Source organism: Sporosarcina sp. AD_1, assembly GCF_057373025.1.
The window spans coordinates 29,226-55,230 of sequence record NZ_JBPVIR010000012.1 but is presented as its reverse complement, the minus strand read 5'-3'; the positions used below and the strand labels follow the sequence as shown (position 1 = coordinate 55,230).

Here is a 26,005-nt window from a genome sequence, read left to right as displayed (position 1 = left end):
TGTGATGGACAAACAAATACGTCTCCACTTATTGAAGTGAAGGGACTTATGTACCCGCCAATTCCTGATCGGGACCATAACATTTGCCAACTGATTTCACCATGAATACATACTCTTCCCCAATTGCCTGCCTGGAAAACAACTTTCCATAACGAATGCCGGGCACTGCGCAAACTTCGTCATTTGCAGTTACAATGATCGGAAGTCTCTCCCTTTTCTGCGAAGCGACCTTTTCATCAATGAACAGGCGGGATAACCGCTTCGGTTCGGCCATTCCCTTCAGCCAAATCCGGTCACCGTCTTTCCTGGCTCTCACAAAAAGCGGCAACTCCCCTGCAGGAAGCGTAAAGTACATGCGCTCCTCGCATTCAATGGAAGGCGGCAGGCTTTCTGCAGATACAGCATTCCAGTAAAAGTACTGCTCCCCCCACTTTGTCCAGGCGCCTTTCAGCAGTTCCTTTGGTGGATCGGGCTCCGGCTGTTGAACGCTTTTTTCGAACCGCAAAACTCCATATTCCCTTATGCAAAGATACCCGCCAGGAAGATGGAGTGCCACATTTCCAGCATCCGTCTGCATTTGGCGCAGGAGCTGCTCGATAAGTGCCGCACTGTACTCGACAGGTATTTTTTCCCCACGATAAAGATAATTTAATAGTAGAGGAATCATCCTTTTTTGTAAAGCAGGGTGCATACGAACAAACCGCTTTATTTCAATGGACGGAAGACACTCAGCTGCCAATGTAAGCATACCGGAAAGCGCCTCGCTCGCCATGCCGTTCAGTAATGCATCATCCTCCTGGAGACTCTCCGCCATTCGGACCGAGTTGACCGCTGCCATATGATTTGTTTTAAGAATCGGCGGCACCGCATGATGCCTGAGATAGTTGCGTGTATACTTATCACTGGCGTTGCTCGGATCTTCACGGTGCGTAACCCCCAGCTTTTCAATAAATGATCGGATCTCCAATTTATTCACCGCCATAAATGGACGGATGAGCATGCCTCCTTCAACCACTCTTGCATCACGCATCCCGACAGGAACACTTCCTTTGGACAGCTGCATAAGAACCGTTTCCAGTTGATCCTCCGCATGATGCGCTACTGCGAGCTTCGTATAGCCTCCTTCCTCCATCACTTTTGCAAAGTAGCCATATCTCTCCTTTCTGCAAACATCCTGTACATTGCCGCCTTCCTTTCCTATCAGTTCGGGTATTGGCACCTGGCCACCGTAAAACGGAATATCAGTCTGCTCGCAAAGATTTTTTACATACATCCCATCCTCTTTTGATTCTTCGCCGCGCAGCATATGATCCACATGGACTGCCGCGAGTTCAATGCCTAAGAGTTCTCGCTGCCTGGCGAGAAAAAGAAGCAGGCCGACCGAATCAACGCCGCCTGAACAAGCGACTAGGATCCGGTCCCCACGTTCAATCAAAGCTCTCCTTTCTATATAGTCCATCACTTTTCGCTCAAACTTGTCCATTTAGGACCCTCCATTACATCAAGATCTTGCTTCTATACTACCACCCTTTCCCGGGAAATAATTCGATCATGCGGACGGATTGTTTGCCACTTCGGCAAAATATGATCGATTTTCATGACTAGCACCGTCCTGTCATCCGCCACCATCCCAAACTTCCTCTCCATTTCTGACATGATTTTATCCGACACTACTTCCGCACTTAAATCCCCATGCGTATCCAGGATCCGGTAGAGTGTCTGCTCCTGCTTTTCAATAGACACATTCGGATGGAACATCCCATCCGTCAACATGACAATCAAATCACCCGACTTCAATTCTTCATTTTTTGCTTCGACCGAGAAGGATGGCAAGAAGCCGACGGGCACCGATTTGCTATCCAGGCGAATGAATTCCTGACCTCTCTTAATGTATGTGCTCATGGAACCGGCCTTCCATGACCACAGCTTGCCATCCTGCAAGTCGAGCAATGCCAAATCAAGTGTCGCATACATATCATCAAGCCCATTCAACGACATCATATAATGCAGCGTATGCATCGCTGTTTCGGGATCCATTTTCCGGTCCAGGCATTCCCGCATCAGGCGGATCACTTTTCGGCTCTCCCGGTAAGCGTTTACATCCTGGCCCATTCCGTCCGAGAGCAGGACTGCTGTCAAGCCATCATGAATCGGGAAAATTTCATAAGCATCTCCCGCAAAGAAAGTCCCTGTGCCCGCCGTCGCCACGACGCCATATTCCATCGAAAAACGGACAGCTGAGCTGAACGTTAATTGGAGATGCGGAAAAGGAAGCTGTTCCGCAACAGATTTGGCCACTTTGAACGGTTCTCCGTACATCTCTTCTAATATTGGCACAATCAACCTTTCAGCAACAGTCGTATCCGTTTCAAATGCCGATCGTTTCTCCGGAACTGAACAGACAATTTGATAGGCCCCTCTCACCTCCGATAAGATATCGATTTGATAAAATTCGATTCCTTGCCGCTCCATCCGTTTGGCCAATTCCTCCTCTGCCACTTTATGAACAGATAAATCCTCCTTTATTTCACTCATGATTTTTTCCAGATGACTGCTCATATCTCGAAGCTGCAGGGCGAGCATCTTCCTGCCGTGCTGCAATTGCCCCATCAGCAGCCTGTTCGTCGACTGCTCTTCCATTTCAGTAATTAACCCGTTGGACCGGATGCATTTCTGTTTAATCCGCTCCTCCACCCGGTGCCGGGCCGCTTTTTTCGTTGCAGAATACGTTGATTCCCATTCGTAAAGAAGCCTCGCCATCCCTTCATCCTTATTTTCCCAGCATTTAGAATACCGGAAGCACGACTGACAGATCGTCGGAATCGCTCGATCCGGCTCCTCTTGATCATCTGAAAAGCGGTCATTCACCAAAGTGGACATGAAGTTAGCAAATTGCTGAAAGTCCTTTAATTGCTCGTTCATCCGATCGGTCAACCATTTTTGCCGTTTTACCGACATATCTGGATTCTCCGAAACAAAAATATTGCGGATCGGTTCCATTTTCTTCGCAGGCACAAGGAAAAATAGGAACGAGGCGGCAGCTATCGTATAAAAATGGGAAGCGTCTAATGGCAATGTTAAGTCATAGAGAAGAAAGAAGACGGAAACGGCCAATCCTCCCGTCGCAATTCCGAGCTTGCCGAGCCTTCGAAAGGCACCCGCAAAAAAGCCGGTCATTCCATATACCGCCATCATGCCGGTAAATGAAAGCTCCGCAATGCCGGCGATGGCCGCAATCATCATCGCGATTGTCGTAGAAAACGGCAATCCACCCGCTAAAGCCGCAAGAAGGATAGTTAAATGCAAGAGGACTCCTGGAATAGACACCGGTCCGATCATCAGGCCGCCCATCCCGGTTGTCGCCATCGTTCCGACTATACAAATGGCGCCCAGCCTCTCAGGAGTCCATTGGCCAAACAAAATCCGTTCCGTATGAGGAAACGCGACAAGGAGGAAAAATGTCATGAAAAGGGCGATCACCGCCTCAAACCCGATCGTCAGCTGGACAATAACCGGAGGATTTCCGCCAAACATAATAAATTGCCATACGACTTGGACGACAATAATACAACCGGCCACTGTCAGCGGAATGGACTTACGTAGCAGCGGTTGCTTTACAACGACGCTGAAAAGCAACAGCTCCAGCAAATGAATGACGGCTTGTCCTACTCCTAATAACGCACTCCCTGCCATTCCTCCAATAAATGCCCACAGGAGATGCTTACGGAAACGGAGCTGCGCCAATGCCCAAATTGGCAAAAAGAAAGGGACTGCGGAGTCGAATAAAATTGCTTGGGATAAGAAAAAGGATCCTACTAAGAACAAAGCCGCCAGCGCAATATACAGTTTTCGCTTCATTACCGACTCGACCGCGTGGCGGATTTGTTGACTGACCGGTCTCTCCAAATTACCTATCATCTTCATTTCCATATTCCCCCTATGTCTGCTTTTCTCAAAGTATACATAGGACTTGGAACAGATTTTGTCTGTTCATGACAAGGGTGCCAAAAAATCTTTCGACGTGTTACGGACAATTTCTCTACTTTTTCTAGAAGAGTAGTTGACATGTATCACAAACGCATGTAATATGTTGATTGTTGTTCAAAAAGGTAGCGCAAGCAAACTTCATGAACATTCATGGCGGTGTAGCTCAGCTGGCTAGAGCGTACGGTTCATACCCGTGAGGTCGTGGGTTCGACTCCCTCCGCCGCTATACTGAAAAAGACGAAAGCGGCTCCCCTTCCCGGGAGCCGCTTTTTTTCATCCTGTCACTTGCAAAGAGTCAATCTGCTTCTTATGATGCTGGTCATGTTCGATGAAATCGGTAAAATACTGACGGATTGTAATGGTAAACTCTCCAATTTGAATTGGTTTGTCCCATTGATCTTCCATCACCTGCGCAAGCTCGCTAAGCAGACGGCCTCTCACGTCCACGGCATATGCCCTGATCTCCTCAAACGTTTTGTCCCTCGCCTGTCGCGCAGCTTCCGCATTGAACTCGTCGAACGGAATATCCGTAAGGACTTCCTGAACGGTGGAGCTATCTTTCATATAAGGCAATCTCTCTTCCAATGTGTAACGATCCCACTCCGCCATATGCATAAGAATCTCTTTAGGCGACCATTTCCCGTCCGCATACGGCATAGCCGCCTCCTGTTCAGGCAGGGTGTGAAGTGCTTCCACCCACTCGATATACTGCTGCAACCCCTTCATTACGTGTTCAGCCATTGTCATTCCCCCTTTTCCCATTTCATTCGCTTCCAGAGAGACGGAATCCTTTTATCTCAAATAAAAAAAGCAATCTCAGTGGACGATGCCACCAAAATTGCTTAATTCATATTACATATATGGACCTAAATTGAAACAGCCAGCAAGTTACCCTCTTCTTGCGCCACGGCCACCGCGTTTAGACTCTGTTGCTCTTTTCAAAGTGGAAAGACGTTCTTCGCTATCTTTCATGAACTTTGCCATTTTTTGTTCGAAATTTTCAGGTCGTTCTGTTTGAGGACGGCCTCCACCATGACGAGGACGTTGAGGGCGTTGAGGACGTTCTGCTTCAGGCTTTGCTTTCCTGATGGAGAGCCCGATTTTACCGTCTGTTCCGACGTTCATCACTTTAACTTCAACCATGTCTCCCACTTTTAAATGGTCGTTAATGTCCTTTACATAATTATCCGCGACTTCACTAATATGGACCAGACCAGTTGAACCGTTCGGCAGCTCAACAAATGCTCCGAAGTTTGTGATCCCTGTAACTTTCCCCTGTAACTTGCTGCCTACTTCAATTGACATAAAAAAATTGCTCCTCCTTAAAAAATTAAGCGGCTCTCGCCGGAAGCCTATTTACCACATCGGCGACACTTGCTTGCGCAAGATCCTTACTCTCATTATAGCCAACAAAAAAAGAGTGTCAATAAGACTACTCTTTTCCGGACTCTTTTTTTCCCTTTTTCTTGGTATGTTCAGGGACCGAGAAAATGATCTCATTCTTTTCGGATAAGAAATAATGTTTCCTTGCGAGCTTGGCGATATATTCATCATCATCCAGCTTGACGAGCTGTTGCTTCAAGGATTTTTGTTCTTCCTTTACTTCCTTCAGATCCGCCAGCACTTCCGCCTTCTCTTGCTCTTTTTTTGCCAACGCCTTTTTTTGCTGCACAAACGTGTTCGTCAGTGCACCAAAAATAAGCAGCGCCAAAATTGCATAGATAGTAAGCTTTCTCTTCAGCCGCTTCCTCTGCTTATTTCGCCAATCCTCTTTCTTACGCAACGAGCGGACATATTCAGTTTCAATCGATGCAACGGTTGCGGCTGCCTTGCTCTTCCTTTGCTCCATGTCCTGCACTTCCTCTCATTACTTTCCGTTCTCTTCAATAGTCTATCAATTATAGCTTATTCAGCACTATTTTTGAAGAGTCTTTTCTTGACGAAAAAGAAGAGAGTCGTGAACGGAAATGCGAGGACTGTCAAAATTCGAATAATCACCCGGACAAAGAATTGAATGATCCTTGCGATCAGCCGCAGGATGAACCAAATCGGCTTCAAGATCAGCAAGATGATCATCCGTCCGAACAAACGAAACGGCTTATGAAAAATAGCTGCATATAAGAGCAGCCCGCTCACTTGCGCAACGGGGTCATACATTCGCCACGCACCGTCACGGACGAGGAAGAGAACATAAAAGGCGCCGCAGCCGATCAATATCCAGCAAATAATTTCCAGCCAGGCAGCATATCTTCGAATCCAGGATGTTTTTCCTGTCTGGGAAATGCCGGTGCCGACCATATCCATAATGGCTCCGGCCCCAATGCCTGTCCCAATCATGGCAAGCAAACTAAGAAACTGGACGGAGAGGCTCATCCAAACAATTTATGGAGGAAATTTCGAGACCCTGATTCTTCTTCGTCGTATTGGAGAGTACCAATGGTTCCTTCCAATGTGAGCAGCCCCTTATCTACGTCGAGATGAACGATGCGCAGCTCCTCCCCCCGTATTTGCAGCATGCCTTGTGAGGTTCTTACGATAAATTCTTCTTGGTCAAACCGGTCAATTGTTTTCACAGATGTGATATCCATCCGCTTCCGGTTTCGCATTGTTACCACATGATCGCCGGAAGGGATGGCGTACGTCGGACTGTCTGTTTGAATTTGCATTGTATTCCTCCTTTGCTTGTACGTTCACTGCCATCTTATGCAGCAGAATTAAAAACATGACTGGGAATTAAATTGACATGCTGAGCTGTTGAACGAAAGAAAAATAATAAACTTTTGTTAATAATGATATGTTGCTGGTCAAATTGATTTCCGTTTCGGACGGACGCTTTCCGCGGGCACATCTTCAGCCAATCGAACAACGAAGGGTTCGATTTGCCGTATTTCTGGGGTTTAACAGAAATTAAGGCAGCCCCTTTCCTTTACCCAAAACGCTTTGTTTTTTGAAGCAAGTCTGGGACGGCTTTGCTCCGTGCATATAGGACAGCAAAGAATTTATAATTTCTCCGCATAACACCGAAACTAATATAAAATAACATACAATAAGGAAATTACAGGAGGCGTTTCAATATGAAAAGACCAGTAATACTCCTACTTCTTTCATTCACTTTGGCAATCGGCATCATTAGTTACAAAATATCCAGTTCAACTAAAGAAAAACAGTCGGCCCATACAGCTTTAGCAATAATGTTTGACAGTATTGAAGAGATGACCGACTCCTCACAATTAGTCATAACTGGGGAGATTTCTGAGGAGCCTGTTGAATACGAAAGACAGCTTACCGATAAAGTAGTTACGGAACATCTTTATCAAGTGAGCGTTTCTGATGTGCTACACAATAAATTGACTGAGGAGATTACGATCGGTGACAAGCTGACTGTTAGCCGTGCTTTATTTTTCAAAATGGGAAATTCAAAGTATGCCTTGGTAGATGAGTCTGAGTCGCTAAAACCAGGGACATATCTATTGTTTTTAAATAGCAGCGCGGTAGATCGGTATCAATTTACGTCGGTGTCGCCGAATCATATCTATAGAGAAGATCGAAACGGTGATTTTTTGAACGTATTTAAAGACACAGATTTAAATAAAATTAGTCAATCTGATCTTTCGATTATGAAATAACCCGTCTTTGTAAAACAGGAAAGAGCGACGCAGCATCGAAACTGCGTCGCTCTTTTCAATAAAACCTTACTTAATCTTCATCATCAATAAAATCCGGTTCGACTTTCGCAAGCTTCTCTTCCTTTAAAATCGTATACATGGAAGCTGCGTCTTCCTTCTTTGTTGATTCCTTCAATTGGTCGACTTTTGCTGTGACGATCTTCTGGCCGAAGCGGATGGCGAGCTCGTCCCCTTCTTTCACAACCGAAGATGCTTTTGCCACCTTGCCGTTAATTGTAATCCGTCCTTGGTCGGCCACCTGTTTTGCCAATGTCCGCCGTTTGATCAATCGTGATACTTTCAAAAATTTATCAAGTCTCATGTCCATCTCCCTTTCCCTTGGCCTGTTGCCAGAATGCTTCTAGTTCATCGAGTGTATATTCGGCGAATGAACCCCGCCCCTCTTTTACACTTTTCTCGACAAATGTAAATCGCTGTTTGAATTTATGGTTTGCATGCACCATCGCTTCTTCCGGCGATAATTTCAGGAACCGCGCCACATTTACAATGGTGAACAGCACATCACCGAGTTCATCGAGCTGCGCTTCCTTCGAGCCTCCGCGCACCTCGACTTGGAACTCCTCCCACTCTTCCGCAAACTTCTCGAATGCTCCCTCGATATCTGGCCAGTCAAATCCAACCTTCGCCGCGGCTTTTTGATAATTAAACGAGGTGAGTAGCGAAGAAGAGAAACGGTCCTGCCCATCCAATTGTGATGTCTTCTGCGGTTTCTCCGCCTGCTTGATGTCCTGCCAATTGGCAAGCACTTCGTCCGAGTTCTTCACATCGATTTCGCCGAAAACATGCGGATGACGGCGAATCATCTTGTCGCCAACAGATTGCAGGATGTCTTCCATCGCAAAGTATCCATCATCCTCGCCAATTTGGGCATGGAGAAACACTTGCAGCAATACATCCCCCAGCTCTTCAATGATGCCTTCGTCGTCTTCCTCGTCAATCGCTTGAATCAACTCATGTGCTTCTTCAATCAAATACCGCTTGAGCGACTCATGCGTCTGTTCCCGATCCCACGGACAGCCGTCAGGCGCGCGCAGCGCGGCGATAATCTCCCGGAATGCCGACCATTCCTTCAATCGTCCTTCGCGCTCCGTGACAGGCGGAACGTATACAGTAGTCAGGTTATCGATTTCCGTTTCCCGATCCAGTTCAAAAAGCGGCACGGTACGCACTCTCTCTTCTTTGGAGCCGGCAGCCGTCACGATCGTCACGGGGTGGTCATACGCATACTTTTCCATGAGAGACAGCTTCACTTCCGAGGCAATGAAAGCGTCATACACTTGCCCAATGAGCACATGCTGCTTCATATTCACATCGTCCCGCGCCATATCGGTTCCGTCGAGCAGCTGAAAGCCTTCGATCGGGTCAATCCGCAAAGCGGAGAAAATCGGGTCAAGAAAGCTGTTGCCGCCAACGATTTGAAGGGTCGCAAGTCCTTCCCGTTCTTTTTCAATCAATAACTGCACGGTTCTCTCCGCGACAAGCGGATGGCCCGGGACAGCGTATGCAACCGGTCCGTCAGCTGCCATGGCTAGGAGCTGCTCCGTAATTTCCTCATACACTTGTTCAAACGAATCATGTTTCTCATAAACGAAATCAAAGCTTTCAATCGAAACGCCTTCTTCTCTTAATTCCTGTACGACCGGATGCATTTCGGTACGTGCAAAAATGGTCTCCAGTGATTTTATTTTCCGGTACACGCCGAGCGAAAGCTGTTCCAAATCGCCTGCGCCAAGCCCGATAATTGTAATCGTCTGCATGGTTTCACCTTCTATTTCGCGTAAGTTGTAATTGTAATCTCGCCAATCGTTTTCCAAACGGCAATAAATACCACTCTTTCTCTGCCATGATTCTCGACTTCATGACGATGAGGAGGAAAACGGCTGCTCCCATCATAACAGATGTCAATGCTGTCAGTGTTGCCCCAATGCGTGAAGGCAAATCGTCAAATAAGAAGACATCTGCAACGAGCGACCAGGCTACGACAAGAACGACCATCGATATCGTTGCTGCAAAAGTCCAGCCATAAAAGCGGGAAGGCGCAAGCCGCACTGGCCATACCCGCTTAAAGTAAAGAAGCAAAGCGATGGAGATTGCCCCAAATCCAATATTTCCAGCTATCGACGCTCCTGTTATGCCCCATAGGGGAATGAGCCATTGATTCGCGATGGCTTTAACAACAAGTCCGCCTAGCAGGAACAGTGTCGGGATTTTCACTTTCCCTGCCCCTTGTAAAATAGCCGTCAACGGCAGAATGAGAGAGAGCCAGAACACTTGCATAACGAAAACAATCAAGGCGACAGAGCCGTCGCGTGTTTCGAACAGCATTTCATTCATAAACGGCAGCACGAGGCCCAGTCCGACTGTTGCCGCGGTTCCGAACAGGAATGCCGTGCGGAACGTCAACTGAATGAAGGGAACCGCTCCTCGTCCGTCCTGTTTTGACGCATGATGTGCTATTAGCGGCACGATGGCAAGCGCAAGGGTAGAAGCAATCAGAATGCCCATTTGCACAAGCGGCTGGCCCCGGTCGTAGACGCCTTTCATTTCCATGGCACGTTCCACTAGAGTCCCTTTCGAAACAAGCAGATTAAAGATCGTAAACGAATCGACCAGCTGAAATAGCAAGAGAATGAGGGAACTGGCGCTGACGCTCAAACTGACAACCGTCAGCTCCTTCACAACCCGTAAACGATCAATCTGAACACTCGGCCCTTTGAAGGCACTCCGATAATAAAAAGCCAAAATGAGGACGCCTGCTGCCTGTCCGACGACCGCTCCCCACATCGCAATTTCTCCTGCTTTATACAAAGAAGCCCCTGCACGGATCGCAAGCCATGTGCCAATTAAGATGACAGTTACACGGATGGCCTGTTCGCCGACATTCGACATAGCTACCGGTGTCATCCGGCCTGATGATTGGAAAGTGCCTTTCAACATGGCCAGCATCGGCATGAGCAGCACAATATACGCACCTGCCCGCAATAAGGAAACAAGTTTCGGATCCCCCATGGCATTCGCAAAAAACGGCGCTCCCGCCATAAGAATGAGGAAAACGGCAACCGATAAACAAGCCAAATAAAGAAACGCGATCCGCATAATCGCCTTGGACTCTCCCGGTGTCCTTTCCTCCGCGAGCAATTTAGAAACCGCCACCGCGAAACCGTAGGAGGTCCATATAATGAAAATACCGATGAACGGGTAGACCTGCTGGTATATATAAAAGCCCTTATCCCCTACAAGATTCTGGAATGGAACCCGGTACACCGCGGAAAGCAATTTGACAACAATCGCCGAAATCGCAAGGATCGATGCACCCTTCGTGAACGTCTTCATATTCCAATCCGTACTAGCCATAGTTGAGCCTCTTTCGTTGTGTAATATCATTAGTATAGCATTATTAAGGCATGTGTTTTAGAAAAACAAGCCCTGCAGCGGGGCACTGAAACACAAAAAATAGAGTACACATAGTGAAGTCAGCAAGACACTAAAATATAATTGCAATTGTCATTTGATGAAAAAACCACCCAATAAAAAATGACACGAGAAGGATCTCCCGTATCGTTTGTAATTCTTTGTTCAACTATTGCTCCTGACTATATATGAAATAAATCCAACAGTCCCCTCTAAAAAAACTCTCAACCGGCACCTCCTGTCATTGCTGTAATTGCAATACTCCAAACGATTAAAGCAAAGGATACCGTTAACCAAAAGGTGTTCATCGAAGTGGACTCGTCTTTCTTCACCTTTTTAATTATGCTCACAAGATTCAAACAAAAAATGATTGCTAAAATAGGCATTAGATAAAAACTGATAACATAAAACACAATCATCCATAATCCTCCTAGCTACCTTCATTTTGAACATAAATGTCTGTTTGACTTGCTTTGCCGCCTTCACATTTTCCTATTAAGCGCTATTTTCAAATCAAGTCCTGTGTTTATACTTCTTATGCATCCCTCATTACTAATTGATATCCCCTAAATAAATTGGAGACCTACCATTATCACAGTAAGAAATAATATGAGTACGCAGGGCCCGAGGAAATAAGTTATATTCCATCAACTCTTGGATTGGTAACCATACGGTGCCGATCTGCCCCTTATCTAATTGGGTCCCTTCCGAGAATGTCTCTGTATTCACCTTGCATAGAAACATAAATTCAATCTGATGGGCATGCGAGTGGTAAGCGGCCAGTTCGTGGTTTTTACCGATGTATTCTCTGACAAAAAGCAGTTCACCAATTTCCACTTCTGCTCCGATCTCTTCTAAACATTCCCTTTCCAACGCTTGGTGAAGTGTTTCCCCATGTTTTTGTCCGCCACCCGGCAGAATGTAGTACGTTTCGCCATTCTCTTGCATTTTTAAGGCCAGCAGATTTCCATCTTTCATGATTAAAGCTTTAGCAGAATTTCTAATTCTCATATGACTTCCCCCAGACTGTCCTTCAGCTGCACATCGATGAGTTCATTATCCCTCAACCAATGCATAATATTTTAGGATTTCCCCTTCAAATTCCACGAGTAAAATAGGACCTTCTTTTTCTTTCGTTGAATAAATCTTTGTACCGACTGGCAGTTTATTCGACATTCCGTCAGCAAAGTTAATTCCTGTATCGTTCCTTGATTTTATTTCCCCAGATGTCGCTTGAAGGGCAGTATCAAGCAGACTCTTCCTTGGCAAATCAAGACATTAAATTCATACGGGAATATCCCTGTATTTTTGCATATTAAAAGACCTTTAACATACCGACCACGTATAAAATGATGTGTATGTAAGGTCTTTTAATCATGAAAATTATTAAGCAAAACACCCTATTGTTTCTGTTAATCAATCAATTACGGGTACTCTGGGGTGAAGCATAAATCGGACTTATTCTATCCATGGCCACACTTTGTCTTTTATATTTAACAATAAATAAACCGCTACCCAATAATACCATTACCCCGAAAACGAGTGCGACCGTAGAGTCCCATTCAGAGATCAAACCAGATAATAGGGTTGCCAGCATGGTTACAATTCCGCCAAGGACATATATGGCACTTCGAACTCTGGCAATCAGATGGTCTGGGGTAATTCCCTGTTGCACAGTAATCTGAACTACAAAGGCCATTGATAATGCACCATCAAAGATGATCATCCCTACACACATGGCGATAAATGAATGGGACGTCAGCAATAAAATACCTAGTGACGATATAATCATCAATGTGCTAAGGAAATGTAACCAGTTGGTCTTTTTAAATCTTTTCATGATAAGGACGCCAATAATATTTCCTATACCGGCACAGGACAATAGGATTCCAATAAACTCTTCGGAAAAGCGGAGTGTGGATTCTGAATGAATAATAACAGTTAGGACAATAAAAGTGGTCGAAAACCCCAGAGCTAAAGCTGAGATCGTCGATGCTATTTGAGAATCATTCGCGTACAGGTATTTTACTCCTTCAAAGGATTCCTGTAAGAATTTCTTCAGTTTTTCGTTTCCCTTCTTGGGGCGTTCAATTGTTTCCGTACGTATCGTGCGATATTTTACAAGAGAAATACATAACGAAGAAATCAGTACTAAAATCCCACAAATAATTAAAGTACTGCTTGGCCCATATTTTGCAAATATGAATCCACCTAAGGCAGGGCCAACAAAGGTTACAATTGCATCAGCAGCTTCAAATAAATTATTCGCACTTAATAGACGCTGTCGCCCAACAATTTTGGGAACCATTGCGGATAGAGTAAGATTGGAAATTAACACCAGCAAGCCCATCAGAAATAATATGGAACCTATAACAAAAAGGCTAGATACGTCGATTGTTAAAAGATACGCCAACAAAAATAATAATATGGCATATATACAATTACAGATGGAAGAAACCAAGACTGGGTTCTTTTTCTCTATCCAAGTGCCAATTGGGATAGAGAATAATATGGAACCAATTCTCTGAGCCATCAGGACAAAGGATGTCATAAGTGGCGACCCAGAAAGCCCCAGTACGATAATAGGGATCAGCAGCTCTCGAAAACGTTCACTTAGGATTTTTGTTAAATTATGAAACCATAAATTTTTAAAATCAGCGTTAATCAGTAAATTATTCAAATTGAACACCTCAATAAAATGTAATGTACCACCTTCCCCTTGATTAAAATTTACCTATTAAAAATTCTCTCCTCTCTTTTCTAACAATCCGCCTCGATTAATTCGTTGCAATTGCCCAATAATCAATACCCCCAAAGACTCTTACATACTACCGGATTGCTGCAGCTTTGCTTTAAGAATGAATACAAAGAATGCCAAAGAGCCCTATACTGATATTGAAAGAATATCTACTATTCACGATAACTCGCCTTATACTTATCATTAAATTCTTCCATCCATTCCATATCAATCGGTCCATTTACCACTTCATAATAGTTGCCAACAAGGACCTGGACATGGTTCGCACCAATCCAAACGATGCTTGGATTGGATTTAGCATGTGTGATTGTAAATTCAAATCTCTCGCCCTTGTTTTGGCTTGCTTTGAATTCTTCTTCCTTTATTTTTTTCACACGATAGCTGCCTAGGTATTCCACTAATTCATTCACAGGCTCCTTATCCTTTGTAAACCATTCATATCCTTTGTCTTTTGGAACCTCGTTCACATCTTTAATAACTCCTAACGCATAGAAATCAGATGATTTATAACGCATAACATCAACCAGATTTCTCTCTCTGTACTCATTGAAAACTTTCAGTGAAAAGAAGATCACAATAGCAACAATAAGGATTGTCACATACCCAAGCTTCCTCATTTAACCCCCTCATTTCATCTCATCTTTAACCAGCTGCTTTTCTAAGAGATCCCTTAACTCAGGGATTACTTTTTCATTCATACGATACATTACATCGTTTACCTCAAAGCGCCCTGCCGTATTGGAAAAGAACCATACATATATGGTTTCTGTTGAATTATCTTGATAATTTACTTCAAGTTCATACTCCGCTCCGACATCAGACAAAGGACCTTCATATCTTTCTGCATCTTGCATAGCGTCTACAAATAAATGAATCTCCTCGGCGTTCTTCACTTCTACTGGATTCCCCGCTTCTGTCCCTTGGCCGATTGCAGTCATTGCTTGGATTTCGTCTTTAAATGCAAATGGAGGATCCTCCACATCTTCTTTATCATCACATCCAACCAGCAGCAAGAGGCTGAGTAAAACAAACAGTTTCTTCAATGTTGTTTCCTTCCTTTGCTTCTTAAGCGTGTTTATTTCTCCGATTTCCAATTCCTTCTTATACATATGACGACGTATGGAAAGGAATCGTTACATGCGTTTCCCTTAATCTTCTGTAAATAAATTATTAGCCCCTTCTGTTCAGTAGCCTCGCCACCTTCACAATGCTATTATTAAATGAAAATACCGGAATAACTTACAGTCTTTAACTATGATATCTATTTGTTGTTCGAACGGATTCGTAACTCTTTTTTCTAAGGAGGAATACAGTGATGAAGCAAATTGAGCAACTTGGCAATTCGATATTTGCCCATTTGAGCAGGAAAGAAGCAAAAGAGCTGAAACAAGAAATGCGTTCACATTTATTAGGGACTGTTCGAGAGTTAAAAGAAGAAGGAAAATCGGAGCAAGAAGCATTTACGCTTGCTATAGACAGGTTTAAAGCGGAAAACAAAGGTTCATTAAAAAAGTTTCAGTTACAAAAACAATTTGCAAAATGGCTTCTTTGCTCCGCCATCCTATTAGTTTTGGTAGGTTTATTTTTTGCAGCTAACTTATTTATGAGGGACAAATCGTACGGCGAAACAACAGCTTTAATGGAACATTTGGGACAAGTATACCTAACGAAAGATGACTTCACTTTTGAAGATGAACTTGCATTGCAAGAAGGAATTCAACGGAATTCAAAGTGGTTTGATAATATTAGTTACTTCGCATTGATTAAGGAATCTGAGGCAGAGGGCAAGATTGGAAAATTATTAAGCCAGGGAACAGAAGGTATTGGGGAATCACGTATGATGAAAATAAATTACAAGGATCATGGGTACGTGGAGTGGGAATATAAAACGTATGATTATATGCAAAATGGATATTTCTATTACATTTTCTTCGTTATCTCAAGTGTAATATTCATTCTTTGGGGCACAGTCCGTATCTATAATCGGAATGGCTTGAGAGCTTTTGCTTTAACATGGAGATAGCTCAAAAGAGGTCAAGCAGATATACTATGACTCATCTTTAATACATTTCACTTCAATACGCTTATACTTTATCGCGAATTAAAAAACCTCTTCCCCAATATACAGAGAAGAGGTCATAAAAGGTAAGCTAGCTTTGAATTACTTCAGCTTCCTCAATAAATACAACAAATACGGCGTACCAATCAACGCAACAATCAGCCCACTCGGAATATCCTTTGGAGCAATGACAATTCGCCCCACAAAATCGGCGGTAATGAGCAGCAGACCACCAAGTAGACCGGAAACGATCAGTAACGGCAAGTGGCGGAACCCGACGAGACGGCGGGCGATGTGCGGTGCGACGAGGCCGATGAAGCCGATTGTCCCGACAATGGCGACTGCCCCGGTGCTGATAGCCACACCGATGATTAGTGCCCAGACACGCACAGACTTGACCGACGTTCCATGACCCGCTGCGATATCGTCGCCAAATGACAAGGCGTCCAGGCTTCTTGTCAAATAGACGGCGGGACCGATCAAGATGAGGAAGAAAATGACCGCCAGTTGGAAATCATCCCAACCTTTCGCGTATGTGCTGCCGGATAACCAGACGAGTGCCGCAGCTACCGCCAATTTCGCTTTAACGACGAACACCTGAGTCGCTGCGGAGCCGAATGCCGATATGGCAATCCCCATTAAGGCGACGAGCATGGGCTGGAAGTTATTTTTCCAAGACGTTCCGACAATGATCCCAAGCGCAATTGCCGAACCCACTACCGCTCCGAGCGGCATATAGGCAGCCGGGATCGATGGAATCATGACCAACAGCAACATAGCGCCAGCGCCGCCCATCGAGGTAACGCCGAGCACACTGGCATCTGCAAGCGGATTCCGCAGGACGCCTTGCAATAAAACCCCCGCAATCGCTAGTAATACGCCGATGACAAAAGCGGTCAATACTCGCGGCACGCGGAAATTCCAAATGACGGGCTTCGTCCATTCCATTGACCATGCGGATCCGTTAAACGATAAGGCGACCACTACGACAACCGCAATCAATGCGAGTACAACAGGCACGACAACGGGCAGTTTTTTTGGCTTTAAGGCGCCGCCCATTTGCCGATCGCCTTTTGAATGGGTTTTGGCTGTTTTCCATGCCAGATACAAGAGCCACGGACCGCCTATCAATGCGGTCATCGCCCCGACAGGAACTTCCTGTCCTGGCTCAATCATTCGCCCAAGCACATCCGCTCCAATGAGAATGACGCTCCCCCATAAGAATGATTGCAGGATGACTTGCAGATGCCCCCGGATACCGAGCATGCGAACAATATGCGGGGCCATCAAGCCGACAAAACCAATCGGCCCTATGACGCTGACAGTCGTAGCCGCCAGCAAAATCGCCACAGCCCAAGCAGCTATTTTAACAACGCGGACATTTTGACCAAGCGAGGAAGCTGTATCTTCCCCTAACGATAAGACGTCCATCGGTTTGGCTAAAAAAATCGCGCCGATAAATAGAACAACAATCATCGGTGCCGCAAACGCGACCCCATTCCAATTGAGTTGGACCAAGGTTCCCGCTCCCCAGAGAAACAGTCCGTTCGTCTGGTTTTCGAAAAGGAGCTGGAGTGACCCTGTTATGGAGGAGAACAGCAACGAAATGATCATCCCTGTCAGCGCAACCCGAACCGGCTCCATCTGCTTCCCTGCCAGTAACACGACGAGCGCCGAGGAGAGAATCGCCCCGGCGAGTGCGACGAAAAATGGAAATTGCCCGAGGACAGATGGAAAAAAGATCATGGACAGTACGACAAAGAAGTAGGCTCCGGCATTAATACCGAGTGTGCTCGCTGATGCAAGCGGGTTTTTTGTCAATGTCTGCAATAACGTCCCTGCAACCGCCAAGGCTCCTCCTGCTATAATTCCGATGGCGAGGCGCGGCAACCGAAGAGACATCACAATGTCCTGCACCCTGCCTTCAAACCACACTTCTTCAAGCAGCTGAGAAACTGTATAGTCCGCCTGGCCCTGTGTTAAATGAATAAATGATAGGACAAGTAATAGGAAAAGGCCGACGATAGCGACTATCAGCGACCTTGTTCCTTTCGTATTGGCGTGCATTACTTGGCTACCATAGTGTCCACGATTTTATTGAGCAGCGTTTCAGCGGAAAGTGGACCGCCATAAGGCCATGTATCTCCGCCTAATTCGTATAGGCGTCCTTCTTTGACAAAGTTCAAGTTTTGCCAAACCGGATTTCCATTCAATTGTTTTTCATAAACATTGTCATTGTCTTGTACAATATAGAGGTAATTCGCGTCCTCATATTTCGTCAAGCCTTCCACATTGAATGTGCTGGAGCCGAATACTTCGAATTGATCTGGCACATGGACATTCTTCAAACCGATTTTCTCAATGATTTGAGAGGCCATTGAGTTCGGTGTAAAGACGCGGATTTCCGGTGCCTGTGGTCCTGAATAAGCAAGAGTCAGAATGACGTCTTTCGTCTTTAGGTCAGCTCCGTCGATTTTCGCCTTTGCTTCTTCATATTTTTTATCCAAGTCGCTCATTACTTCGTCAGCTTTATCCGTTTTACCAACTGCTTTCGCGATTTCATGGAATGTTGTTGTCATTTCTTTGTATAGATCAATCGATTCGTCTTCTGGATATGGATTAAAAATGACGGTCGGTGCGATTTTTTCAAGGTCCGCGATCATATTGTCGTGCCTGAAGCTAACGCCGATAATTAAATCTGGTTCCAATGCCGCAATTGCCTCCAAGTTCGGCTCTTGGCGACCGCCGACATCTGCCACATCTTTGCTAAGTTCCGCGTCGATGTTTACCCAGTTATGATACTCTTGGATATCCGCCATTCCGGCTGGTTGCATCCCAAGTGCCAGTAGGTCTTCTGCATACGTCCATTCCAGAACTACTACTTTCTTTGCCGGTTCTTTTAACGTAACGTCCCCATTAGAACCTGTAATTGTAATGCTCTTATTTGCCTTGTCCTTCTCGCCACCTGCGTTATCATCCACTTTCTTGGATGAGCAACCTGCGAGTACGATTGCAAATAACATCATAACTATAAGAAGTGGTTTTATTGTTTTCTTCATTTCGCATGCCTCCGTCTTAAATACTGATAATCATTATCAATTAGTAGTGTATATGTAAGTTATATAGTTTGTAAAGCGTTTTGGCAAATTAGTGATTATCATTCTCAATTGATTGTATCTATGGTATGCTAGCGGTAACGAAAACTGAGAACGAGCAGAAAGGAAGTCATATGGATATGCAACCTGTAATTAGGACGGACGGTTTGAAGATCGGCTATGATGACCGAATTCTTTTCGAGGATTTACATCTATCTTTGCCTCGCGGAGAGATTACTGTGTTTGTCGGAAGCAACGGCTGTGGTAAATCGACATTATTGCGATCGATCGCCCGTCTATTAAAACCTTCTGAAGGCGGCATACTCCTCGAAGGGAAAGACATTCATTCCATGTCAGCACGCAACGTGGCAAAGAAGATGGGCATCCTGCCTCAAGGTCCAGTATCCCCAGAAGGATTGACTGTTCATGACCTCGTAAAACAAGGGCGCTATCCACACCATTCCTGGCTTACCCGCTGGACGAAGGAAGACACGGAAAAGACGGAAGCTGCGATGGAAGCGACGAAGATCAGCGACTTGCGCGACCGAGCCATCGATTCATTGTCAGGCGGGCAACGACAACGTGCGTGGATTGCGATGACACTTGCTCAGGATACAGATGTCATTTTGCTGGATGAGCCTACGACCTATTTGGATATGACCCACCAAATTGAAATATTGGATTTGTTGTTTGAATTGAACGAGCAAAAAAATAGAACGATCGTGATGGTATTGCATGATCTGAATCTCGCCTCCCGCTATGCCCATAATATCGTCGCCATTAAGGACGGGGCTGTGTACGCACAAGGGAAACCAGAAGATATCATCACTTGTGATGTAGTGCGCAACGTTTTCGGGATGGAATGCCAGGTGACGACTGATCCTTTGTTCGGAACTCCGTTTTGCGTGCCGTACGGCCGGGGACGCTGCATTATCCAGCAATTAAAGACGGAGACCGGCGCGTGATGGTAACCGACGTACAACAGCAAGACTTGGAACGCTTTGCTCTTCATATAAACAACGACACGGCTCCCTTGCTCTTGTTGGACGATTTGCTCGTGGGATCAGGGGTCGATCGGATACTGGAGCTGACGACGGAATTGTCGGGAGCACCTACTGATGCGGTCGCCGCTTCCGTTTACATGAGGCGGCATGGCTTTTTCATGGCTGGCCTGTTTTTATCGATCAGCCAGCATCAAATCATGTGGCGCCGAGGCATCGATGAAATAGGAATCTTCCTCAAAGATGGCCTCATTCACTACGCCATTCCCGAAACAGCCAGCCATCCTGTAACTAATCGGGAGGAAGCCCTGCGGTCCGTCCTTGACCAATGGGGCCATCCATTCGTTGAAGCATTGAGCAAACGGGCTAAGATTTCAAAATGGATACTGTGGGAAAACGTTTGGGGCTATGTCATCTGGATGTATGCCAATCTGGACTCTCCCTACAAAGACGACGATCTGAACCTACTGTTTCAAGATGATAGCTGGAAGCCTGCGATGCGCCGCTCCCCTTTTCAACGTTACTTGCAAGGCGAATCCGTAGAGGAAGCTTCCCAGCACTACAAGCGGACCACTTGCTGTCTTTATAAGGAATTGCCCGGCACGGATATGTGTCCGTATTGTCCTTTAAGGGTGAAGTCTTGATTCTAGAATTCTTTTGATTTTATTGCAGCTATGCCTAATGTTTAATATGTCTACATATAACAAAACAGCCCACACGCACCGTCACTTCCGGTACTTGTAGGCTGTTTTTTATTGCTCCATTTGCTTCGCAAGGAAATGGGCGGCCGTTTCGGCAGCTTTTTGTTCGGCGTCGCCGAGGAAATGGACTTTAGAGAGTAGATAGACGGCGCCGATTGTATCGCCGCCTGCCACGATTGGCATAATGCAATACGATTTCACCTGCTCGACTTGTCCAGGAACCCATTCGACGGATTTCTCCATCTTTTCCATCACCATCGTACGGCCTGCCAAAACATCCTCGACGTCTGGTGATAGCTGGCGGTTCAAATAGTCTTTTTTTGATAATCCGGATACGGCGATCATTTCGTCCCGATCGCTGATAAGGGCGGGGGTGCCAAGTGTCTCGTATAACGTTTCCGCATACTCTTTTGCAAACTGCCCTAATTCGGATATCGGGGAATACTTCTTTAAGATGACTTCCCCATCCCGATCTGTGAAAATTTCTAGCGGATCTCCTTCGCGGATGCGTAGCGTTCTTCTGATTTCCTTCGGGATTACGACCCTGCCTAAATCGTCAATTCTACGCACGATACCTGTTGCTTTCATCCATGATGCCTCACTTTCCAAAATTGATAACCGTCTTCCGTTCGGACTTAGTATGCATCATGGATGGACATTTTATGCAATAGAACCTTTAGCCGGCATCGACTTGTGCTTTTTCTTTTACGGATTGGCTTAGCAGTTCCATCACTTGTTCCAGCACATCAAATTCAGTCATTTTACCGGTATGGCGGTCATCCACAGTTAGAATCAGCTGGCCGTCCTCCATAGTAAAACCGACGGCCCGGCCAAATTTCATTGTGTCTGCCACAATTTTTGCGCCGTCCATATTCTCGGTTCCTTCTTTGGATAGGCGGATCTCGATAACATTTCGTTGTTTCTTAATCGATTCGACTCCCGCATGGCGGCCCCACGCTTTAATGCGGCCCACCCGTAGCAACAGATCAGCCTCCAGCGGCAAATCACCGAAGCGGTCGGTCATCTCATCAAACAGTTCCGCATAATCCTCTTCCGATTCGATCGCTTTCACTCGTTTGTACATTTGAATCTTTTGGAAGCCGTCTTTAATATATGTGTCCGGCAAGTAGGCGTTGATCGGCAATGAAATTTCCACATCGACAAGATCCGCCTTCGATATGCCCGTTTGTTTTTCCTCGATTGCATCTTGGAGCATCTGCGAGTACAAATCAAAACCGACCGAGTCGATAAATCCATGTTGTTGTGCACCAAGCAAGTTCCCCGCACCGCGAATGGATAAGTCACGCATTGCGATTTTGAAACCAGATCCTAATTCTGTGAACTCCTTGATTGCCTGCAAACGGTTTTCCGCCACTTCCGTGAGCACCTTATCCCGTTGGTACAGGAAATATCCATAGGCTACCCGGTTGGAACGGCCAACACGCCCGCGTAGCTGATACAGCTGGGACAAGCCCATCCGATCGGCATCATGAACGATTAATGTGTTCACATTCGGGATATCAATGCCCGTTTCAATTATTGTGGTCGTTACGAGGACATCGTATTCGCCTTCCAAGAAGCTCAGGATGACAGCCTCCAACGTCGATTCCGACATTTGTCCATGGGCAAACGCCACTCTCGCCTCTGGAACAAGCTGTTTGATCTCTTCCACTTTTTTCGTCATGTCTTCCACGCGATTGTATAGGTAAAATACTTGGCCACCACGTCCCAGCTCGCGTTCAATCGCTTCTTTGACGAGTCCAAAATTATGTTCCATCACATAGGTTTGTACAGGAAAACGGTTTGCCGGCGGTGTTTCAATGACGGACAAGTCCCGGACTCCGAGCATGGACATATGCAATGTCCGCGGAATTGGTGTCGCCGTTAACGTCAACACGTCCACATTCGTTTTCAGCTGCTTGATCTTCTCTTTATGCGTCACGCCGAACCGCTGCTCTTCATCGACAATTAAAAGCCCTAGATCTTTATAAACAACATCCTTCGAGAGAAGACGATGTGTGCCGACAACAACGTCAACCGTCCCCGCCTTCAAGCCCTTCAATGTTTCCGTCTGCTCTTTCTTTGAACGGAAACGATTTAATAAGGAGACCTCGACAGGGAAGCCGGAGAACCGTTCCTTCATCGTTTCATAATGCTGCTGGGCCAAGATGGTCGTCGGGACGAGGAAGGCTACTTGTTTACCGTCCGTGACAGCTTTGAATGCTGCACGTATCGCAACTTCAGTTTTTCCATAACCGACATCCCCGCAAAGCAGCCGGTCCATCGGCCGCTCCCGTTCCATATCCTGTTTCACCTCGGTGATTGAACGCAGCTGGTCTTCTGTCTCATCGTAAGGAAACGCATTCTCAAAAGAACGCTGCAGATCATCATCAGGAGAAAAAGCATATCCTTTTTCCGATTCACGCTTGGCATACAGTTTGATCAGATCATCGGCGATATCTTTAACGGCTGCGGAAACCTTCGATTTGGTCTTCTTCCATTCTGCTCCGCCTAGTTTATGCAGTTTCGGCTCTTTTTCACCCGATGCCACATATTTTTGAATCAAATCAATTTGATCTGCCGGAACAAACAGCTTATCCTCGGCTCGATAACGAATATCCAAATAATCTTTATGGACACCGTTCACTTCGAGCGTCACAACACCATAATACTTCCCGATTCCGTGGTGGACGTGGACGATGTAGTCACCTGGTTTGATTTCCGAATAGCTCTTGATCCGCTCGGCATTCGTCATCTTCTTCGCACGTGATTTCCGCTTGGCCTTCCCTTTGAACAATTCGGCATCGGTAATGACTGCAAGACGCTGGAACGGCAGCTCAAATCCGGCGGACAAATCGCCATCGACAATGATGACATTCCCCTTGCCCTTCGGCGTGCCGTTTACGGTTCCGCTTATCTCGTAGTCTTGCAATATACCTTGCACTTTCTTCATTCTTTCATCGCCGTCCGCAACGACAAAGACGTCGAAATTCCCTTGCTTCCAGCGTTCCATCTCATGCTTCAGCACGTTCATTTGGCCGTGGAATTCCTGCATAGGCTTACAGGAAAACGAAACGGTTTTCTTTAACGTAATGCCTGGAACTGCTCTTGTGAACAGGGAGAAATACGCCCTTTTTTGCTCCAGCATGCCCTGCACCTCTTCGAAAGAAAAGGTAATTTTGGCATCGTGGACAATCTTGCCTTCCTCCAGCAAAGAAAGGAACCATTCTTTCTCCTCTGCTTCGAGGGATGTAGACACTTCATGGATTCTGCCGATTTCGTCAAGCAGCACGAGTCCATTGGATGGAAAATAATCACCGAGAAACGATGGCGGCTCTTCGGAGAATGAAATGTATTTCATCATTCCTTCCGGCACAATGCCGTCCCGTAATAACCCGATGTCTTGGCTTATATAAGCTGTTAGCGCCTCTTTCGCCTCATCATTCTTCATTCGCTTCAAGCTGGTACTAAGTGCGACTTCCAAATGCTCAGCAACTTGCATGAGATCGAGGCGGCTCCAGACAAACTCTGTCGCAGGCAAAATCGTTACCGTGTCCAATTTGCCGGTCGACCTTTGATCTTCTGCCGAGAACGTACGGATGGAATCAATATCCGTATCAAATAACTCAATTCGGATCGGATCATCCTCCGTCAGGGGATAAATATCAAAAATACCGCCACGCAATGCAAAATCGCCCGGCGTTGTTACCATATCCTGTCTCGAGTATCCCATGAGAACGAGCTGATTCAGCCAGTCCTCGATTTGAATGCTGTCACCTACTTGGGCCGTGAGGGTGGCGGATTTCCACTTCTCCTTTGCGGGCAGCAGCTTTTTCATCCCGGCCAGCGGAGTAATGTAAATGCCCTTCCCGACCCTTGCCATATGATCGAGTGTATCAATCCGCAATGCTCTCAATTCATAGCTGGATACGGAAAAATCGGCTGCGATCAGCTCCTCCGCAGGATATAAATGGACAAGGGATGGATCTTCGGCCATTTTCACAAGATCATCATATGCACGCTGCGCTTGAAGCATATTGGGGGTTACAATCATGATCGGTTGATCGATGGAGCGTTGCAGCGCATGGAAGAACAGCGGTTTTGCTCCACCCGAAAGACCCGTGATCAATTGACGGTCCTGTCCACCCTTCAGCTCCTCCATCACATTAGCAATCTCTTTTTCTTGTAAAAGCAATTTTATTAGTGTTTCCACTCATCCATTTCCTTTCTGCGCGGTTTCAGGCATCAGGTACGCTTTTTTATATAATAACCTCATCATCGAGTCTTTGGTTTCATTTTCATAAATCTAATTAAACATCTGGAAGAGGGCTTGCACAGACGGCAAGCTCCTCCTACGTAGTAAAGTGCAAAAAGCTTTGTGCGTAATGCTACGCCAAAGCAGATCGTCACTGTTTCCAATTTTCAAGATGATATAAGTCCGGGAACATCCGCAGTGATTGCTCGCATTGCTCACAAATGCAACGGACCGTCATCGAGCCTTTATCATCGGTATCGAGAAATCGTTCCTTCTCTTTCTCATCGTTTTCCTGAAGCTGCCGAATAACATCTCTTGCTGAATCGAACGGAATACTTCCAATTTCCGTATTGCAATGCTTACATGTATATCGTACGAACATCATGATGATCCGCCCCTTTTTATGAAAGTATAGGCGGAAACACATGGGTTTATTCCTTAGGATCCATTGTAATCATTCATGACTTCCAAGAAAGGCGCTTTGAGCCAGGCCTCGCAAGCGTCTGCACTTTTCTTGATCATTTCTTCCATGACCGGTATTTCCTCTTTGCCGAAATTGGATAACACATAGTCGGGTACCTTCATGCCGCCTGTTGGGCGTCCGATGCCGATACGGATCCGATTGAACTGATCTGTCCCCATATGGGCGATCAGCGATTTCATGCCGTTATGGCCTCCCGCACTTCCCTTTTGGCGGAGCCGGAGTTTTCCTGGCGCCAGATCGAGATCATCGTATAGTACAACGATTTCATCGTCTTCCACGCCATAGTAATCCATTAGCGGGCCGACACATTCACCCGAAAGATTCATATAGGTCAACGGTTTTACCAGAATGACCTTGCCTTCGGGACGATGGATCACCGAATAGGCCCCGTTGAATTTCGACTGGGCCGGAGGAGCATCCCACCGACGTGCCAATTCATCGATAACGAGAAATCCGATATTGTGTCGGGTGTGTTCATATTGTTTACCCGGATTTCCGAGCCCCACAATCATTTTCATAAACGTTCTCTCCTATAGCTCGTTTCAAACCCATAATGCAGAAAAGAGGC

The 26,005-nt window shown here is 45.9% G+C and carries 25 protein-coding genes and 1 tRNA gene; 5 read left to right on the top strand and 21 right to left on the bottom strand.

Annotated elements, in window-relative coordinates; genetic code table 11:
- Positions 1-46: 46 nt before the first annotated feature.
- Complete coding sequence (gene tilS / locus ACSW3C_RS18730; protein ID WP_486564445.1) at positions 47-1,483, bottom strand: tRNA lysidine(34) synthetase TilS; 1,437 nt, start codon at positions 1,481-1,483, stop codon at positions 47-49.
- A gap of 32 nt (positions 1,484-1,515) precedes the next feature.
- Positions 1,516-3,924 (bottom strand): SpoIIE family protein phosphatase, encoded by a 2,409-nt coding sequence (locus tag ACSW3C_RS18725; RefSeq protein WP_486564443.1) that lies wholly within the window; start codon positions 3,922-3,924, stop codon positions 1,516-1,518.
- A gap of 215 nt (positions 3,925-4,139) precedes the next feature.
- Here ACSW3C_RS18725 and ACSW3C_RS18720 point away from each other — a divergent pair.
- Positions 4,140-4,213, top strand: a tRNA-Met gene (locus ACSW3C_RS18720).
- 47 nt (positions 4,214-4,260) lie between these two features.
- Here ACSW3C_RS18720 and ACSW3C_RS18715 read toward each other — a convergent pair.
- The 5 genes from ACSW3C_RS18715 to yabP all read right to left on the bottom strand — a co-directional run bounded on the left by ACSW3C_RS18715 (position 4,261) and on the right by yabP (position 6,653).
- Complete coding sequence (locus ACSW3C_RS18715; RefSeq protein ID WP_486564442.1) at positions 4,261-4,728, bottom strand: DinB family protein; 468 nt, start codon at positions 4,726-4,728, stop codon at positions 4,261-4,263.
- A gap of 147 nt (positions 4,729-4,875) precedes the next feature.
- Positions 4,876-5,292 (bottom strand): S1 domain-containing RNA-binding protein, encoded by a 417-nt coding sequence (locus tag ACSW3C_RS18710; protein WP_238079125.1) that lies wholly within the window; start codon positions 5,290-5,292, stop codon positions 4,876-4,878.
- A gap of 127 nt (positions 5,293-5,419) precedes the next feature.
- Positions 5,420-5,836 (bottom strand): FtsB family cell division protein, encoded by a 417-nt coding sequence (locus ACSW3C_RS18705; RefSeq protein ID WP_486564440.1) that lies wholly within the window; start codon positions 5,834-5,836, stop codon positions 5,420-5,422.
- Between the two features lie 56 nt (positions 5,837-5,892).
- Positions 5,893-6,360: a spore cortex biosynthesis protein YabQ gene (gene yabQ / locus ACSW3C_RS18700; RefSeq protein ID WP_486564438.1), complete on the bottom strand. Its 468-nt coding sequence runs from the start codon at positions 6,358-6,360 to the stop codon at positions 5,893-5,895.
- A complete protein-coding gene (yabP, locus tag ACSW3C_RS18695) occupies positions 6,357-6,653 on the bottom strand; it encodes a sporulation protein YabP (RefSeq protein WP_184212190.1) in 297 nt (98 codons plus the stop codon). The genes yabQ and yabP overlap by 4 nt, the downstream gene beginning before the upstream one ends.
- A 408-nt stretch (positions 6,654-7,061) precedes the next feature.
- On the opposite strand from yabP, the gene ACSW3C_RS18690 reads away from it, so the two are divergent.
- The gene (locus ACSW3C_RS18690) at positions 7,062-7,613 is read left to right on the top strand and encodes a hypothetical protein (RefSeq protein WP_486564437.1); all 552 of its coding nucleotides are present in this window, start codon (positions 7,062-7,064) and stop codon (positions 7,611-7,613) included.
- Between the two features lie 70 nt (positions 7,614-7,683).
- Here the strand turns inward: ACSW3C_RS18690 and ACSW3C_RS18685 are convergent, their stop codons facing one another.
- The 8 genes from ACSW3C_RS18685 to ACSW3C_RS18650 all read right to left on the bottom strand — a co-directional run bounded on the left by ACSW3C_RS18685 (position 7,684) and on the right by ACSW3C_RS18650 (position 14,885).
- Positions 7,684-7,974: an RNA-binding S4 domain-containing protein gene (locus tag ACSW3C_RS18685; protein ID WP_486564435.1), complete on the bottom strand. Its 291-nt coding sequence runs from the start codon at positions 7,972-7,974 to the stop codon at positions 7,684-7,686.
- Positions 7,964-9,430 (bottom strand): bifunctional methyltransferase/pyrophosphohydrolase YabN, encoded by a 1,467-nt coding sequence (gene yabN / locus ACSW3C_RS18680; RefSeq protein ID WP_486564433.1) that lies wholly within the window; start codon positions 9,428-9,430, stop codon positions 7,964-7,966. The genes ACSW3C_RS18685 and yabN overlap by 11 nt, the downstream gene beginning before the upstream one ends.
- Positions 9,431-9,434: 4 nt before the next feature.
- Complete coding sequence (locus ACSW3C_RS18675) at positions 9,435-11,027, bottom strand: putative polysaccharide biosynthesis protein (RefSeq protein ID WP_486564431.1); 1,593 nt, start codon at positions 11,025-11,027, stop codon at positions 9,435-9,437.
- Between the two features lie 281 nt (positions 11,028-11,308).
- Positions 11,309-11,503 carry a hypothetical protein gene (locus tag ACSW3C_RS18670; protein ID WP_486564429.1) on the bottom strand — a complete coding sequence of 65 codons (195 nt, stop codon included), beginning with the start codon at positions 11,501-11,503 and terminating at the stop codon, positions 11,309-11,311.
- Between the two features lie 133 nt (positions 11,504-11,636).
- Positions 11,637-12,095: an NUDIX domain-containing protein gene (locus ACSW3C_RS18665; RefSeq protein WP_486564428.1), complete on the bottom strand. Its 459-nt coding sequence runs from the start codon at positions 12,093-12,095 to the stop codon at positions 11,637-11,639.
- 409 nt (positions 12,096-12,504) lie between these two features.
- Entirely contained in the window at positions 12,505-13,764 is a 1,260-nt protein-coding gene (locus ACSW3C_RS18660) for an MFS transporter (protein WP_486564427.1), read from the bottom strand.
- A 230-nt stretch (positions 13,765-13,994) separates the two neighbouring features.
- Positions 13,995-14,459: a hypothetical protein gene (locus ACSW3C_RS18655; RefSeq protein ID WP_486564426.1), complete on the bottom strand. Its 465-nt coding sequence runs from the start codon at positions 14,457-14,459 to the stop codon at positions 13,995-13,997.
- A gap of 9 nt (positions 14,460-14,468) precedes the next feature.
- Entirely contained in the window at positions 14,469-14,885 is a 417-nt protein-coding gene (locus ACSW3C_RS18650) for a YhfM domain-containing protein (protein ID WP_486564425.1), read from the bottom strand.
- A gap of 272 nt (positions 14,886-15,157) precedes the next feature.
- On the opposite strand from ACSW3C_RS18650, the gene ACSW3C_RS18645 reads away from it, so the two are divergent.
- A complete protein-coding gene (locus ACSW3C_RS18645; RefSeq protein ID WP_486564423.1) occupies positions 15,158-15,865 on the top strand; it encodes a permease prefix domain 1-containing protein in 708 nt (235 codons plus the stop codon).
- A 138-nt stretch (positions 15,866-16,003) separates the two neighbouring features.
- Here ACSW3C_RS18645 and ACSW3C_RS18640 read toward each other — a convergent pair whose 3' ends face one another.
- Positions 16,004-17,968, bottom strand: coding sequence for an iron ABC transporter permease (locus ACSW3C_RS18640; protein WP_238079137.1), 1,965 nt, complete (start codon positions 17,966-17,968; stop codon positions 16,004-16,006).
- The gene (locus ACSW3C_RS18635) at positions 17,968-18,960 is read right to left on the bottom strand and encodes an ABC transporter substrate-binding protein (RefSeq protein WP_486564422.1); all 993 of its coding nucleotides are present in this window, start codon (positions 18,958-18,960) and stop codon (positions 17,968-17,970) included. Before ACSW3C_RS18635 ends, ACSW3C_RS18640 begins: the two co-directional genes overlap by 1 nt.
- 176 nt (positions 18,961-19,136) lie before the next feature.
- Between ACSW3C_RS18635 and ACSW3C_RS18630 the strand changes: the two genes are divergently transcribed.
- Positions 19,137-19,961, top strand: coding sequence for an ABC transporter ATP-binding protein (locus ACSW3C_RS18630; RefSeq protein WP_486564421.1), 825 nt, complete (start codon positions 19,137-19,139; stop codon positions 19,959-19,961).
- Positions 19,958-20,641: a hypothetical protein gene (locus ACSW3C_RS18625; protein ID WP_486564419.1), complete on the top strand. Its 684-nt coding sequence runs from the start codon at positions 19,958-19,960 to the stop codon at positions 20,639-20,641. The genes ACSW3C_RS18630 and ACSW3C_RS18625 overlap by 4 nt, the downstream gene beginning before the upstream one ends.
- 108 nt (positions 20,642-20,749) lie before the next feature.
- Here the strand turns inward: ACSW3C_RS18625 and spoVT are convergent, their stop codons facing one another.
- From spoVT to pth, 4 genes are all read right to left on the bottom strand, one after another.
- Entirely contained in the window at positions 20,750-21,286 is a 537-nt protein-coding gene (gene spoVT / locus ACSW3C_RS18620; RefSeq protein WP_486564417.1) for a stage V sporulation protein T, read from the bottom strand.
- Positions 21,287-21,374: 88 nt separating this feature from the next.
- Positions 21,375-24,911 (bottom strand): transcription-repair coupling factor, encoded by a 3,537-nt coding sequence (gene mfd, locus ACSW3C_RS18615; protein WP_486564416.1) that lies wholly within the window; start codon positions 24,909-24,911, stop codon positions 21,375-21,377.
- A gap of 193 nt (positions 24,912-25,104) precedes the next feature.
- On the bottom strand, positions 25,105-25,338 hold the full coding sequence (locus tag ACSW3C_RS18610; RefSeq protein WP_486564414.1) for an anti-sigma-F factor Fin: 234 nt from the start codon (positions 25,336-25,338) through the stop codon (positions 25,105-25,107).
- Between the two features lie 53 nt (positions 25,339-25,391).
- The gene (pth, locus tag ACSW3C_RS18605) at positions 25,392-25,955 is read right to left on the bottom strand and encodes an aminoacyl-tRNA hydrolase (protein ID WP_486564412.1); all 564 of its coding nucleotides are present in this window, start codon (positions 25,953-25,955) and stop codon (positions 25,392-25,394) included.
- Between the last annotated feature and the right edge of the window lie 50 nt (positions 25,956-26,005).